The sequence below is a fragment of the Edaphovirga cremea genome (genome assembly GCF_003332275.1).
GTDB classification, from domain to species: domain Bacteria; phylum Pseudomonadota; class Gammaproteobacteria; order Enterobacterales; family Enterobacteriaceae; genus Edaphovirga; species Edaphovirga cremea.
This window is the reverse complement of record NZ_QOVA01000004.1, coordinates 106,265-122,048: the sequence shown is the minus strand read 5'-3', so window position 1 is coordinate 122,048 and position 15,784 is coordinate 106,265. Positions and strand designations below refer to the sequence as shown.

The following is a 15,784-nucleotide window of genomic DNA, read 5'->3' as shown; positions in this document are numbered from 1 at the left end:
GCTGATTCGATAAGGAATACTGCGAAATGGGCAATCACATTCTCTCGATCAAAGAGAAAATTGGTTACGGTTTGGGTGATGCTGCCAGCCACATCGTCTTTGATAATGTCATGTTGTACATGATGTTTTTTTATACTGATATTTTCGGTATCCCTGCCGGTTATGTCGGTACCATGTTTCTCCTTGCGCGGGCGTTGGACGCAATTTCAGATCCCTGTATGGGGCTGCTTGCGGATCGCACATGTACGCGCTGGGGTAAATTCCGCCCCTACGTACTCTTTGCTGCCATTCCATTTGGTATCGTCTGCGTTTTTGCATATAGCACGCCCGACCTGAGCATGAGCGGCAAAATGATCTATGCCGCAATCACCTATACCCTACTGACGCTGATGTATACCGTCGTAAATATTCCTTATTGCGCATTGGGCGGCGTGATTACCGCCGATCCCGAGCAGCGAATTTCCCTTCAATCCTACCGCTTTGTGCTGGCAACAGCAGGCGGCATGCTCAGTACGGTCCTGATGATGCCGCTAGTCACCTTTATTGGTGGAGAAAATAAAGCGTTGGGTTTTCAAGGGGGTATTGCTGTTTTGGCTCTGGTTGCCATCGTCATGCTCGCCATCTGTTTCGCAACGACCAAAGAACGTGTTACGGCTGATGATGCCAACCAAGGCACGATGAAAGAAGATCTTCGTGATATCTGGCACAACGACCAATGGCGAATTGTCGGTTTGTTGACCATTCTAAATATCCTTGCCGTGTCTGTGCGCGGCGGAGCGATGATGTATTACGTCACTTACATTCTCGGTAATCCGTTGGTCTTTGCGCTATTTCTGGGCACCTACTCTGTTGGCAACCTGTTCGGCAGTGCATTAGCCAAACCCCTAACCGATTGGAAATGCAAAGTCAGCGTGTTCTGGTGGGTCAACGCCATAGTGACAATATTGAGTTTTTCTATGTATCTGGTGCCAATAAACGCCAGCATCACCATGTTTATCTTCATCTTTATGATCGGTGTACTGCACCAACTGGTGACACCAATCCAGTGGGTGATGATGTCAGACACCGTCGATTACGGTGAGTGGAAAAACGGCAAACGCCTGACCGGTATTAGCTTTGCTGGCACGCTCTTTGTCCTGAAACTGGGCCTGGCTTTGGGGGGTGCGCTGATTGGTTGGCTGTTGGCGGGGTCTGGTTACCAATCGGGTGCGGCGACGCAGAATCCCGCAACGATCACCAGCATTATCGCCCTATTCACGCTGGTTCCCGGCTTGTGTTATCTGCTCAGCGCCATCATCTGCAAACGTTTTTATACCCTCCGCACGCCGCTGTTGAAGAATATTCTTGGCGAACTGGCGGCAGGTGTGCGTCGTAACCAACACGAATATATGAAGTAACAGGAGAATCTCATGAAAATCAGCGATGGCAACTGGCTTATCCAGCCTGGGTTCGCTCTCATTCATCCCCTTCAGGTTTTTGACGTCCATGCTCAAGGGAACGAAATGGTGGTCTATGCCGCTCCGCGCGATGCCAGCGAACGCGCCAATCAGCTCGATACGCCCCTGTTTACCCTGCGCTTTTTCTCGCCACAAACGGGCATCATCGGAGTTCGTATTACGCACTTTGAAGGCGCGGTAAAACGTGGCCCCCTATACCCCCTGAACGGTAATACGGACATTGATGTTCATATCGAAAACAACGCGTGCTGTGCCGAACTTCATAGCGGCGATCTCGCTGTACGGCTGACAAAAGGTGATAATTGGTCGCTCGATTTTCTGCGAAATGGCGAACGGATTACCGGCAGTGGTGCGAAATCAGCGGGATATGTCCAAGACAGCAATAGCGGTAAAAACTACATGTACGAGCGTCTCGACCTCGGCGTGGGCGAGAGCGTTTATGGCCTGGGTGAACGTTTTACGGCGTTGGTCAAAAACGGTCAGCAGGTTGAAAGCTGGAACCGTGATGGCGGAACCAGTACCGAGCAATCCTACAAAAACATCCCCTTTTATCTCACCAATCGCGGTTATGGCGTGCTGGTAAATCATCCCGAGTGTGTCTCTTTTGAGGTCGGCTCGGAAAAGGTGTCGAAAGTACAATTTAGCGTTGAAAGTGAATACCTTGAATATTTTGTCATTGACGGACCGACACCGAAAAAAGTGTTGGATCGCTACACGCGGTTGACCGGACGCCCCGCACTTCCCCCAGCCTGGTCGTTTGGCCTGTGGCTCACTACGTCGTTCACGACCAACTATGATGAGGCCACGGTAAACAGTTTTATCGATGGCATGGCCGAACGTAATTTGCCGCTGCATGTGTTCCATTTTGACTGCTTCTGGATGAAGGCATTTCAGTGGTGTGACTTTGCATGGGATCCGCAAACCTTCCCGGACCCACAAGGCATGCTTAATCGGCTGAAGGCGCGTGGATTGAAAATTTGCCTGTGGATCAACCCGTATATCGGGCAAAAATCGCCGCTATTTAAAGAAGGCATGGAGAAGGGGTTCTTGCTAAAGCGCCCTAATGGCGATGTATGGCAGTGGGACAAATGGCAACCGGGTCAGGCCATTGTCGATTTCTCTCATCCCGGAGCCTGCGAATGGTATGCCGGACATCTCAATCGCCTTATTGATATGGGCGTAGATTGCTTTAAAACGGATTTCGGTGAGCGTATCCCAACGGATGTCTCGTGGGCCGATGGCAGCGATCCGCAAAAGATGCACAACCATTATGCCTTTATTTACAATGAGTTGGTTTACAAAACCTTGCAGGCGAAACTCGGCAGAGATCAGGCGGTGCTGTTTGCCCGTTCGGCGTCAGTGGGAGCACAGCAATTCCCGGTACACTGGGGCGGCGACTGTTATGCCACCTATGAATCCATGGCGGAGAGCCTGCGCGGCGGGCTGTCGCTGGGGATGTCTGGATTTGGTTTCTGGAGCCATGACATTGGTGGTTTCGAAAATACTGCACCGGCACATGTCTATAAACGCTGGTGCGCGTTTGGGCTACTCTCCAGCCATAGTCGCCTGCACGGCAGCAAATCGTATCGGGTACCTTGGGCTTACGATGACCAGGCCTGCGATGTTGTGCGCTATTTCACTGAATGGAAATGCCGCATGATGCCCTACCTGTATGCTGCCTCCGCTCAAGCCGCAGAAAGTGGTACGCCTGTGATGCGGGCGATGATACTTGAATTCCCAGACGATCCAGCGTGTGATTACCTCGATCGGCAATATATGCTTGGCGATAACATTCTGGTGGCCCCCGTTTTCAGCGAGCGGGGCGACGTGAATTTCTATCTGCCAGAAGGCCGCTGGACACATCTTTTCAGTAATCAACAGGTTGCAGGTGGCCGCTGGCTTCGTCAACAGCATGACTTTGATAGCCTGCCGGTTTATGTGCGGCCAAACACCTTATTGGCGTTGGGTGATAACAGTCAGAAACCGGATTATGACTACAGTTTACAGACGGCATTCCAACTGTTCGAACTGCAAGACGGTCATTGCGCCGAAAGTCGCATTGTCAGTATGGCGGGTGACATTGTATTTACCCTGACGGCGGAACGCCAAGGCGACAAGATTCATCTCCAGAGCAACGGGCAGGCAAAAAACTGGACGTTATGCCTGCGCAATGTGATGGATGACGTCAACGTCAGCGGGGCGAGCATTGACCCAAGTGAACAAGGCATCATCATCACGCCAGAGTCAGAGGAAGGTAAAATCACCATTACGCTAAAATAGCAGCCCTGTATCCAGGCTCTGATCGGAGCCTGGAAACTACGTTATTCTAAATCAGTACCCCACTTCGCCGTATTTATCCCGGTACTCTTTGGGTGTCATATCGTAACCTTTCTTAAAGACCGAATAGAAATATTGCAGGGAAGGATAGCCGCACATTTGCGAAATCTCGTTGATTGGCAAAGAGGTGGCCGTTAACAGATTACGCGCCCTATCGAGTTTCTCTTCGTGAATAACACCATGAATCGTTTGACCGATTTCATCCTTGAAGCGTTTTTCCAGATTTGACCGTGAGATCCCCACCGAATCGAGCACTTGCTCAACTTTGATACCCTTACAAGCATGATAGCGAATATAGTGCATGGCCTGAATAACAGCCGGATCGCGTAACGATCTGAAATCAGTCGAGCGCCGGGCAGCCACTTTCACCGGCGGTACCAAAATGCGCTGCAACGGGAGATCGCGTTCGTTAAGCAACTGATGCAGCAACTTCGCTGCACGATAGCCCATCTGTCTGGTACCTTGAATAACCGATGAGAGCGCCACGCGCGACAGATAGCGGGTGAGTTCTTCGTTATCAATCCCGATTACGCAGAGTTTTTCCGGCACGGCGATATCCAGATGCTCACAGACTTGCAGCAAATGACGCGCCCGGGCATCAGTCACGGCAATAATCCCGGTTTGTTGCGGCAACGTTTGTACCCAGTCGGCCAGTCGGTTCTGTGCGTGCTGCCAGTTTTCAGGGGCAGTTTCCATTCCCTGATAAATTACTCCCTGATATTGCTCCGCAGCCACCAATTGACGAAAAGCTATCTCCCGCTCCTCAGCCCAGCGTTTGCCACTGGCACGTGGCAGGCCATAAAAGGCAAAACGATTTATGCCCTTTTCCTTCAGGTGCATAAACGCCGACTCAACCAGCGCATGATTATCAGTAGCGATATAGTGCACGGGTGGATAGTCTTCTTTTTGATGATAGGAACCACCCACGCCGACAATCGGCACGTTGACGCCTTTCAATAATTTCTCAATCTCCCGATCGTCGAAGTCAGCGATCACCCCATCGCCCAGCCAATCTTTTATGTTATCGATGCGACAGCGGAAATCCTCCTCGATAAAAATGTCCCAGTCACATTGCGATGCCTGTAAATATTCACCGACACCCTCAACTACCTGACGGTCATAGACCTTGTTGGCATTGAACAGCAATGTGATGCGGTAGCGTTTCTCAAACATACTTTGTCATCCTGCAAAACAAACTGCTCTTTGGATATCACAGCCATCCAAAGAGCAGGAAAAAAGAGAGATTATCTGTGATCCTTCACGAGATATTTCTCAAACAGATGATGTCATTAGCATTACATCCGCCGCTTGGTGGCTGAATCCATCCATACTGCCAGCAACAAAATCGCCCCCTTGACGATGTATTGCCAAAAGGTCGGGACATCGAGCATGCTCATACCATTGTCCAATGAGGCCATGATGAACGCCCCCATTACCGCCCCCGCTACGCTGCCGATCCCTCCCGCCAGACTGGTTCCTCCGATTACGCAGGCCGCGATGGCATCCAATTCGGCAATATTACCGGCGGAAGGTGATCCCGCCCCAAGCCGCGAGCTGAGGATCAGTCCGGCGATGGCCACCATCAATCCGTTAATGGCAAAGACAGCCATTTTGGTGCGCTCAACGTTGACCCCAGATAAGCGGGCCGCATCGATATTCCCGCCAATGGCATAAATGCGGCGGCCAAAAGCGGTGCGCGTCGCCATGAACATACCGGCCAGCATCAAGGCAACCAGCACCAACACCGGTGTAGGAACCCCACGGTAATCATTCAGCAGATAGATTGCGCCCAGCGCGAGAATGGCAGTTACTGAATGTCGCGTCACATCGCCTGAGGTGGAATTGACTGCCAGACCCAGATTTTGTCGCTGGCTGCGCCGCCGCCATTGCCAGCCAATAAAGAGCATCAGAGCTACGGCACCCACAGAAAAACCCACGCCGTTAGGAAGATAACTTTGGCCAATCTGCGACATGGCTGAGCTGGTAGGTGCGACCGTTGTGCCGTTGGTGATACCGATCAATATGCCGCGAAAGGCCAGCATTCCGGCCAGCGTCACGATAAACGACGGTACTTTTCGGTAGGCGACCCACCAGCCATTCCAGGCACCGAGGAACAGCCCCAGTATCAGGGTAACGATAATCGTCAACGGCAATGGCCAGCCCAGCCATACGTCAAAAATCGCTGCCGCCCCGCCCAACAGCCCCATCATTGAGCCGACGGAAAGGTCAATTTCGGCAGAAATAATCACAAACACCATACCCACTGCCAAAATCCCGGTAATCGCCGTTTGCCGCAGCAGGTTGGAAATATTGCGGGCGCTGATATAGGCGCCATCTGTCGTAAAGGTAAAGAACAAGATGATCGCCAGGATTGCCGCCAGCATGACATACACCTGGAGATTGATGCTTTTCAGTCGCTCCACCGCCGTTTTTGGCGCAGCGGATGGCAGATTGAGTTCAGACTGCGTGATTTTCGACATGCGTTTCACTCCTGAGAGCCGCTTCCATAACCTGTTCCTGCGTCAGGTTGTGGTTCTCGAGATCGGCTTTGATTTGGCCCTGATGCATTACCAGTATCCGATCGCTTAGCCCAAGGACTTCGGGCAATTCAGATGAGATAACGATGACGGCAATGCCCTGCTGTACCAACTGATTGATCAGTTTATAGATTTCATACTTTGCCCCGACGTCGATACCGCGGGTTGGCTCATCCAGAATCAAGATTTTAGGATTAAGTAACAGGCACTTGGCCAGAATGGCTTTTTGCTGGTTACCGCCACTCAGGCGACCGATGGCCAATTCCGGTGAAGAGGTTTTTACCCGTAGCTGGGCAATGAATTGCTGAATGGTGGATTGCTCTTTGGCGTCATCAAGCACGCTTAATGTGCCACTAAACCGGCTGAGGGCCGCCAGTGTCATGTTGGATCCGACGCTCATAATGTGCACGATGCCGTCCCGCTTGCGATCTTCCGGTACCATTGCGATACCTAACTCCATGGCCTGCTGACAACGGGCAATCGTAACTGGCTTGCCATTGATGAAAATGTCACCCTGCCAGCGCCCTTGATAGGCGCCAAACAGGCATTGCACGGTTTCGGTTCTCCCTGAACCCACCAGTCCCGCCACCCCCAGGATTTCTCCGCGCCGCAGGCTGAAACTGACGTCATTGACGCGTTTGATGTGCCGGTTCACCGGATGCCAGGCGGTAAGGTGCTCAACGCGCAAGATCTCTTCGCCAATCTCATGCTCACTGGTGGGGAATAACTCGGTCAGTTCGCGCCCGACCATCATGGCAATGATGTCATCTTCACTGAGGCTGGCCGCTGCACGGGTGGCGATGTGCTTACCGTCGCGGATAACACAGATGATGTCTGATATCGCCTTGACTTCATTGAGTTTATGGGAGATGTAGATACAGGCGATATCGTGATTTCGCAGGTCGCGGATGATATCCAGCAGAGTCGCGGTTTCACTTTCAGTCAGCGATGCCGTGGGCTCATCCAATACCAGCAACCTCACCTGCTTGTTGAGGGCCTTGGCTATCTCAACCAATTGCTGTTGCCCCAGTCCCAACTCACCAACGCGGGTATTGGGATCGACATTCAGGCGAACCTGCGCCAGCATACGCTGACAACGCAAATACATTCCGTCGTAGTCCAGCAGACCGTAGTGCCCCCACTCACTGCCAAGAAACATATTCTCAAGCACGGTCATTTGCTTAACCAATGCCAGTTCCTGATGAATGATCGCAATACCTTTCTGTTCCGTATCCCGGATTGTTTTTGCTTCGATCTTATCGCCTGAGAAAATAATCTCCCCCTGATAACTGCCGTGCGGATAAATGCCACACAGCACTTTCATCAGCGTCGATTTTCCGGATCCATTTTCCCCGCATAGCGATAATACACAGCCTGCCTCCAGTTGCAGGCTGACGTTATCTACCGCTTTCACTGCGGCGAACTGCTTGGTGATGTGCTTCATTTCTAACAGGTAAGGCATTTTTCCCTCCGTGCTGCTCTCATTATTTGCACGACACAGCGGCCACGGTATTTTTGTGGTGGACCTGATCCATTTAAAAGAGATAAATGTATCGCTAATAAACGTCTGCCGGAGAGCCATCTCCCATCAAATTAAGGAGATGGCAATGCGCATTGCCTTGACGGCAATAATAGTGCGATCAGTAAATATCTGATTTTTTATGAAAACCGTCAGCGATAATCGTACTGTCTATATTGTTTTTATCGACCTGAATCGGCGTTAACAAATAGGAAGGAACATCTTTTAATCCATTGTTAAGCTTGGCATTTGATTCTGGCTGCTCCCCTTTTCCCAAGGTAACGGCAATCTCTGCCGCGTCATTCGCCAGTTTGCTGATGGGTTTATAGACTGTCATGGTCTGGGTACCTGCCACAATGCGCTTTATCGCGGCAAGATCGGCATCCTGACCCGAAATCGCTACCTTACCCGATAAGCCTTGCGCGGCCAGCGCCTGGATGGCTCCGCCCGCCGTGGCATCGTTCGACGCCACTACGACATCAATCTTGTTATTATTGGCGGTCAGCGCGTTCTCCATGATTTTCAGCGCATTTTCCGGTAACCATGCGTCAGCCCATTGATCGCCTACCACTTTGATTTTCCCGCTGTCGATCAACGGCTTAAGAACATTCATTTGCCCTGCCCGGAACAGCTTGGCGTTATTGTCCACCGGTGAACCGCCCATCAGGAAATAATTTCCCTGCGGCACGCGTTGAACCAGGCTTTGTGCTTGTAGTTCACCCACTTTTTCATTGTCGAAAGAGATATAAAAGTCGATATCGGCATTATTGATCATGCGATCATAAGCCAGCACTTTGATTCCTTCACGCTTGGCCTCGGCGATCACATTACTTAATACCTGCCCGTTGTAGGGAATAATGACCAATACATCGACACCGCGATTGATCATATTTTCGATTTGAGACATTTGTGTCTCTTCATTTCCATTAGCAGACTGCACAAATACGTCTGCCCCCAGCGACTCGGCTTTTTTAACAAAAATATCGCGATCTTTTTGCCAGCGTTCCAGTCGTAAGTCATCAATAGCCATACCAATTTTAATGTCTTTGGCGAACCCAGGCTGACTTACCAATGCCAGTGCGGCACATACAGAGAGTAAAATGTTCTTTATTTTCATCTTATAAAACCTTTCTTATTTAAGAAGTGGGGTAAGAGAAATTGACAAACATCAACTACCGCATGGATTGTTGTCGCAGGGTAAATAAACAGCAATTGCTGATTTTAATTGCTCGGTTATGTTTTTTGGTTTCTTTTTATTTTTATGATGAAGATCATGGTTTGATGTACAGGATAAACAAAACAGACATAATATTTGCTGCACTCTTTATAAGAGAGGATGAAAAAAGCGTTAAAACGGCTTATTTATGCGATCTGCTGCACATTTAATAATTCTCTGAATTTGAGTGTGAAATAACGTAATTGTGATGCGGCTCGACAACTCCGAAGATTAGGCCTCAGCGTCCCCAGCCGTCGCTGGGTCAGTTTCCAAGGAGCCAATAATGCAATCTTATTTTGATCAACTCGAAAAAGTTCGTTTTGAAGGCAGCAACAGCACCAATCCAATGGCATTTCGCCATTACAATCCCGATGAATTGATCCTTGGCAAACGCATGGCCGAGCACCTGCGTTTCGCTGCCTGTTACTGGCATACGTTCTGCTGGACGGGCGCGGACATGTTTGGCGTCGGGGCATTTGAGCGCCCATGGCAACAGGCCGGAGATGCCATGACGCTGGCTAAACGCAAAGCTGACGTCGCCTTCGAGTTCTTCCAGAAACTCGACGTCCCTTATTACTGCTTCCATGATATTGATGTCTCGCCAGAAGGTAATTCACTGAAAGAATACCTGAATAACTTTGCCATCATGACTGATGTGCTGGCCGAAAAGCAGGAGAGCAGCGGCGTTAAGCTGCTGTGGGGCACGGCCAACTGTTTCACCCATCCGCGCTATGGCGCAGGGGCCGCCACCAATCCCAATCCGGAAATTTTCAGTTGGGCGGCAGCCCAGGTTTTCTCCGCCATGAACGCCACGAAAAAACTGGGTGGTGAGAACTACGTTTTATGGGGTGGTCGTGAGGGTTACGAAACGCTGCTCAATACCGATTTGCGCCAGGAGCGTGAACAAATCGGCCGCTTCATGCAAATGGTCGTCGAGCACAAACACAAGATTGGTTTCCAGGGTCTGCTGCTGATTGAACCTAAACCGCAGGAGCCAACCAAACACCAGTATGACTATGATGTGGCTACGGTTTATGGCTTCCTGAAACAGTTTGGCCTCGAAAAAGAGATCAAAGTCAACATTGAGGCGAACCACGCCACGCTGGCCGGTCACACCTTCCACCACGAGATCGCCACCGCCATTGCGCTGGGCATCTTTGGTTCCGTCGATGCCAACCGGGGCGATCCGCAGCTCGGCTGGGATACCGATCAGTTCCCGAACAGCGTGGAAGAGAATGCCCTGGTAATGTACGAAATCCTCAAGGCTGGCGGATTTACCACTGGTGGTCTTAATTTTGATTCCAAGGTGCGCCGTCAGAGTACCGATAAATACGATCTGTTCCACGGTCATATCGGTGCAATGGACACCATGGCATTGGCGCTGAAAGTAGCGGCTAAAATGATTGAAGACGGTGGCCTCGATAAACACGTCGCGAAGCGCTATTCCGGTTGGAACGGTGAACTGGGCCAGCAAATCCTGCAAGGAAAGTTGTCGCTCGAATCACTGGCGCAGTACGCTGAGCAGCAAAATCTGACGCCGCATCATGAAAGTGGCCGTCAGGAACAACTTGAGAATCTGGTTAACCGTTATCTGTTTGGCTAAAAACGGACTGAGAGAGGGCATTTCCCCTGTCGGGTTATGCCCTGTTTTAATGAGTGGATGCGCGGGTTAAGGGGAAACTATGTATATCGGCATCGATCTTGGTACTTCAGGCGTTAAAGCGATCCTGCTGAATGAGCAGGGAAAAGTGATAGCCAGCCAGACCGAGGCGTTGTCGATCTCACGCCCCCACCCACTCTGGTCTGAACAGGATCCGCTGGCCTGGTGGAATGCCACGGATCGCGCGATGCTGGCGCTGAAACAGCAACAGGATTTAAGTGCTGTGAAGGGGCTTGGCCTTACCGGGCAAATGCATGGCGCAACGTTACTTGATAAAAATCACCGCGTACTGCGTCCCGCCATTTTGTGGAACGATGGCCGCAGTTTTGCCCAGTGCCAGACGTTGGAAAAAGAGGTACCAGATTCCCGCGTTGTGACCGGAAATCTGATGATGCCCGGTTTCACTGCGCCTAAACTGAAATGGCTGGCAGAAAACGAGCCAAAGATTTTCAGTCAGATCGATAAGGTATTGTTACCAAAAGATTATCTCCGTTGGCTAATTTCAGGTGAGTTTGCCACCGATATGTCAGACGCGGCTGGGACAATGTGGCTTGACGTCGGAAAGCGTGACTGGAGCGACCGTATGCTGGCAGCCTGTGAGCTGACGCGCGACCAGATGCCTACCCTGTTTGAAGGTACACAAATCACCGGAAATGTATTGCCGGATATCGCGCAGCGTTGGGGGATGGCACAGATACCGGTGATTGCTGGCGGGGGCGATAACGCTGCGGGTGCAGTCGGTGTCGGGTTGTATCAAACCGGTCAGGCGATGCTTTCACTGGGCACATCGGGCGTCTATTTCGCCGTTAGCGATGGATTTTTGCGTAATCCTGAAAGCGCCGTTCACAGTTTTTGTCACGCCTTGCCTAAAACCTGGCATCTGATGTCAGTGATGCTAAGTGCAGCATCCTGTATTGATTGGGCGGGAAAATTAACCGGTGCACCGAGCGTGCCAGCGTTATTGCAACAGGTTGAGAAATCGAAGGAAGCGGACTCCCCCGTCTGGTTTCTGCCGTATCTCTCTGGTGAACGCACACCGCACAATAATCCCAACGCCAAAGGCAGTTTCTTTGGCTTCACCCACCAGCATGGACCCAATGACTTGGCGCGTGCGGTATTGGAAGGTGTCGGATTTGCTTTGGCGGAGGGTATCGATGTTCTCCATGCGACCGGATTGCAGCCCAAAAGCATTACGTTGATTGGGGGCGGTGCCCGCAGTGGTTACTGGCGTCAGATGCTGGCGGATATCAGTGGTCAGACGCTGGAATATCGCACGGGAGGTGATGTTGGGCCCGCGTTGGGCGCTGCAAGACTGGCCCAGATCGCGATGAACCCCGGTGTAGACATGGCCAATTTCCTGCCGCAACTGCCGTTGGAACAGACACATCAACCCGATTCAGCGAGGCATCAGCTCTATGCAGAACGGCGTGAGGTCTTTCGCAAACTGTATGACCAGCTTCTGCCGCTGATGTGACTCTTTACCATAAATGCGTCGGGCCACAGGAAAGCGTAAACAACGCATCTGCGGCTCGACGTATGACAGGTGATTAGTTATATAAAGCAGCGGTTCCGTGCAGGTTGTTATTACCGGTGGTGGAGACGATCCGATAAGATTTTGCACCGGCTTGTTCAGCTTTATCAGCCAGACTGGCTTCCAGTGAAGACAAATTGGTTGCACCACTTACCGATACCACACCAACGGCTTGCTGATCGACGGCCTGCGCGCTATTAATTTCATCAGCAGACAAAGCAGAGAATGAAGCAATGGTAAGAGCAGCAGCTACAGCAAAATATTTGATACTTTTCATGATGTATTCCTATGTGTCATTTATCAAGGTAAAAGGCGTTTGCCTTTCGATGTGATAAGAGTACGCCGGAACAACACTGATGAAAAACGGATTGATTTGAGTTTCTCTTTCAATAATTTTGAATAAAAATACTATCCCTCAACACCTCTTGTTCTTCCCTTCTTTTCTCGATTGAAACTGGTCCTCTTCTGACACGAATGATGGCCGGTTTTGGCATTCAATATAGGCGCGTTATCCGTCATTATGACCATACACACAGATTGGGGAGGGCCGGAAATGACACATAGCGCATTGTTAGTGATTGACGTTCAACATTCCTTCGAACAGAAAGACTTTTGGCAGGAAGACGATCTCCCAGAATTCCAACAGGCTCTCACCCGGCTGATCGCAGGCTGCCAACAGCGCGACGTCGCCATCGTTGATGTCTTCCACGTCGCCGCTGAAGGGCCATTCTCTCTGGCCTCGGGTTATGTGAAACGCCTGCCTTTCCTACAGCATGAAGCCGATCTCAGCGTACAAAAACGGGTTCACAACGCCCTGACCGATTCCGGTCTGGAGCAATGGCTGCGCGAAAGGGACATTACGCATTTGATTATCTCCGGTATGCGTACCGAGCAGTGCTGCGAAACGACCACGCGAGTCGCATCCGATCTGGGCTACGATGTAACTTTCGTTACCGAAGCCACGCTGACGTTCCCGATGACCCATCCTGACGGCCAGACCTTGAGTGCTGATCAGATCAAGCATCGTACCGAACTGGTGTTGGTCAATCGCTTCGCTGACATCACCGATGTTAAGGGCGCGCTGGCAAAGCTGGATGCGCTGAAGGAATCAGCGGGTCACTCGGTTGAGCATAAAGAAGCATGGCAGCCGCAGCCTTATCTGCCTCGCGCCATCAGCCCGCTGGCTCCGTTGACGCTGAACCAGTGGCAACTCAAGCGCTATGCTATCCGTTATGCAGGCGCAACGGGGTCTGCCGATATTTTCCAGCAGGGTTATCCTTTGGTCGCGCAATGGCTGCCGCAACAGGCGGAAACCCTGTATCGGCCCGGTATTGGCTGGCTGATTGAACATCAGGGTAAAACCATGGATTATCTGGTGGCAGGTTGGTGGAATAATGAAAATGAGTTGAGAATCAAAGTATGGGTGACAGAGTGCGGTGAGTGGCGAGCGGCGCGTGAAGAGTCGTTCTGCGTGTGGGATATGCAGGTCATGGCTTTTGAGCGCAATGCGTTTGTCGCAACGCTGCTTCAGGATAAACCGGATATTCCGGCCTATATGGCGCAGCATCTGAGGATTGATGTGGAATAGTATGCAACGAGACGTCTACTTCCTGACATTGCCCGGCGTAATGGCGCTGGATCTTACCGGCCCCGCAGAGACTCTGCGGTTGGCTGGGCAATTCACGCTGCATTACATCAGCCCGCAGCCGGAAGCCATGACCTCCACCGGGCTGGTGATCGGTCATCTTCAGCCTCTGCCGGAAAAGTTCGCTGCTGGCAGTATTCTGGTGGTGCCCGGCGTCACTGATTCAACCATTTATTACGATACCCCGGAAGCATTGACCGCCCGTCTTTGGCTGAGTCAGCAACAAGAAGCCATTGAGCACGGTGAAATAACGTTGGTTTGCGTCTGTTCCGGTAGCCTATTGGCTGGTCGGGCGGGTCTGCTCGATGGCTATCAATGCACCACCCACCACAACGTTATCGAACGCCTGCGGCAACAGGCTCCCGGTGCACTGGTGAGGGAAAACCGAATCTTTGTTGAGGATCGCTTTGTGCTGACCAGTGCGGGGATCACCGCCGGGATCGATGTGGCCTTGCATCTGATCGCCCGCGATCTGGGGCCACAGGCGGCGCTGGAAGTGGCGCGGGAGATGGTTGTCTATTTCCGTCGCGCGGGTGATGACCCGCAATTATCCCCCTGGCTGCGCTACCGTAATCATCTGCATCCGGCGGTTCACCGGGCGCAGAACGTTATGGCGGCTGAACCGGAATCCAGTTGGCAGATCGAAGACGTCGCAACCCGTGCACACGTCAGCAGTCGTCATTTGACGCGGCTGTTCCGTGAGCATTTGGGCATCAGCGTGCGTGAATATCATGAGCAGCTACGTCTTGCCGTCGCGCAACAGCGCTTGCAACAAGGTCTGGGCGTTGAGCAGGCGGCACTGGCCGCAGGGTTTACTTCCAGCCGCCAGTTGCGCCGGGCACAACTCCGCTGGCAACTTGTTGGGGTGAGTGCAAGCCCAGTGTCCTAACTCACTAAACGGTGTCTATCCAGCCTGTGTAATCCCATGGAGAGCAGCAGGCTCAGCAACAGTGCCGTCATGAAAATATAGGCGATATCCAGTACTGGCCAATGGGTGAAATCAAGTTTATGACCCCGGATAAAATTGATAATCACCGCATGGAAACCATAAATCGCCAGCGAGTTTTCAGCAATCAATCGCAGGCTGGGCAACGTGAATGTCAGGCAGTTTTTGCACCAAACGAACAGCGACAGCGCTGCAATGAATACCAGCGGTCCGCAATAGGCATAAAACGTATCGGCGAAATTGCCGATGATGAGCGTTTGGTGATGCGTCGAAAGTGCTATTGCAATAATGCTGACGAAAAAAATCAGGGCGGCAGCCCAACTGACGCCACGCCGCCCGGTGTCCAACATGCCGATTGCACGCCCCATCAAGGCATACAGTAAATAGTAAAACGTATCGCCAACGACGTAGAGATTCACCGGCAGCAAATGGACACCGTGCCACGAGAGGCTGACCATATTCGGATTGGCTACCACGCCCAATATCACGACGATCGCCGCAAGGTAACCGGCAGACACCTGTTTAACCGCGATCAACGGCGACAGCAGATAGATCACAATAATCGCGTAGAAAAACCAGAGGTGATAAAACACGGGCTTCAACAGCAGACTTTTTAATGACGGCCAGAAACCGATCCGGGTGAATACGGCGATATAGATCAATGAAATCAGGCTGTAGAACAGCACGCATAACGTGATGCGCAAAAAATGTTTCTTACGGGCACTTTTCTCACCGAAAAAAAGATAGCCTGAAATCATGAAAAACAACGGAACACAGACGCGCGAAGCTGAGTTAAGCAGATTCGCAACGCTCCAATTCATTTCTCCAACAGATAGGCCGGTCGCAACGTAATAGCTTGTGGAATGAATCATGACCACCATGATGCACGCTATCGCGCGGAGATTATCAATCCAATTAAGTCTATTACTCATGGCG

12 protein-coding genes are annotated in these 15,784 nt (G+C 51.4%); 6 read left to right on the top strand and 6 right to left on the bottom strand.

The features are described 5' to 3' along the window. Window positions 1-26 precede the first annotated feature (26 nt). Together DRI82_RS07590 and yicI are read left to right on the top strand one after the other, a co-directional pair. Complete coding sequence (locus DRI82_RS07590) at window positions 27-1,397, top strand: glycoside-pentoside-hexuronide family transporter (protein WP_114192903.1); 1,371 nt, start codon at window positions 27-29, stop codon at window positions 1,395-1,397. A 12-nt stretch (window positions 1,398-1,409) separates the two neighbouring features. Beyond that, window positions 1,410-3,737 (top strand): alpha-xylosidase, encoded by a 2,328-nt coding sequence (yicI, locus tag DRI82_RS07585; protein WP_114192902.1) that lies wholly within the window; start codon window positions 1,410-1,412, stop codon window positions 3,735-3,737. Window positions 3,738-3,788: 51 nt separating this feature from the next. Here the strand turns inward: yicI and xylR are convergent, their stop codons facing one another. The 4 genes from xylR to xylF all read right to left on the bottom strand — a co-directional run bounded on the left by xylR (window position 3,789) and on the right by xylF (window position 8,967). Continuing rightward, complete coding sequence (gene xylR / locus DRI82_RS07580) at window positions 3,789-4,967, bottom strand: D-xylose utilization transcriptional activator XylR (RefSeq protein ID WP_114192901.1); 1,179 nt, start codon at window positions 4,965-4,967, stop codon at window positions 3,789-3,791. A gap of 122 nt (window positions 4,968-5,089) precedes the next feature. Continuing rightward, on the bottom strand, window positions 5,090-6,274 hold the full coding sequence (gene xylH, locus DRI82_RS07575) for a xylose ABC transporter permease XylH (protein WP_114192900.1): 1,185 nt from the start codon (window positions 6,272-6,274) through the stop codon (window positions 5,090-5,092). Beyond that, a complete protein-coding gene (locus tag DRI82_RS07570) occupies window positions 6,252-7,793 on the bottom strand; it encodes a xylose ABC transporter ATP-binding protein (RefSeq protein WP_114192899.1) in 1,542 nt (513 codons plus the stop codon). Before DRI82_RS07570 ends, xylH begins: the two co-directional genes overlap by 23 nt. A 178-nt stretch (window positions 7,794-7,971) precedes the next feature. Then, the gene (gene xylF, locus DRI82_RS07565; RefSeq protein WP_114192898.1) at window positions 7,972-8,967 is read right to left on the bottom strand and encodes a D-xylose ABC transporter substrate-binding protein; all 996 of its coding nucleotides are present in this window, start codon (window positions 8,965-8,967) and stop codon (window positions 7,972-7,974) included. A 382-nt stretch (window positions 8,968-9,349) separates the two neighbouring features. On the opposite strand from xylF, the gene xylA reads away from it, so the two are divergent. Then, window positions 9,350-10,669 (top strand): xylose isomerase, encoded by a 1,320-nt coding sequence (xylA, locus tag DRI82_RS07560; protein ID WP_114192897.1) that lies wholly within the window; start codon window positions 9,350-9,352, stop codon window positions 10,667-10,669. A gap of 79 nt (window positions 10,670-10,748) precedes the next feature. Further along, a complete protein-coding gene (gene xylB / locus DRI82_RS07555; protein WP_114192896.1) occupies window positions 10,749-12,200 on the top strand; it encodes a xylulokinase in 1,452 nt (483 codons plus the stop codon). Window positions 12,201-12,273: 73 nt separating this feature from the next. On the opposite strand, the gene bhsA is transcribed toward xylB, so the two are convergent. Then, a complete protein-coding gene (gene bhsA, locus DRI82_RS07550; protein WP_114192895.1) occupies window positions 12,274-12,534 on the bottom strand; it encodes a multiple stress resistance protein BhsA in 261 nt (86 codons plus the stop codon). Window positions 12,535-12,810: 276 nt separating this feature from the next. Between bhsA and DRI82_RS07545 the strand changes: the two genes are divergently transcribed. Both DRI82_RS07545 and DRI82_RS07540 read left to right on the top strand, forming a co-directional pair. Further along, window positions 12,811-13,845: an isochorismatase family protein gene (locus DRI82_RS07545; RefSeq protein ID WP_114192894.1), complete on the top strand. Its 1,035-nt coding sequence runs from the start codon at window positions 12,811-12,813 to the stop codon at window positions 13,843-13,845. A gap of 1 nt (window position 13,846) precedes the next feature. Further along, on the top strand, window positions 13,847-14,791 hold the full coding sequence (locus DRI82_RS07540; protein ID WP_114192893.1) for a GlxA family transcriptional regulator: 945 nt from the start codon (window positions 13,847-13,849) through the stop codon (window positions 14,789-14,791). Here the strand turns inward: DRI82_RS07540 and DRI82_RS07535 are convergent. Further along, complete coding sequence (locus tag DRI82_RS07535; RefSeq protein ID WP_114192892.1) at window positions 14,788-15,780, bottom strand: acyltransferase; 993 nt, start codon at window positions 15,778-15,780, stop codon at window positions 14,788-14,790. The genes DRI82_RS07540 and DRI82_RS07535 overlap by 4 nt on opposite strands. Window positions 15,781-15,784 lie beyond the last annotated feature (4 nt).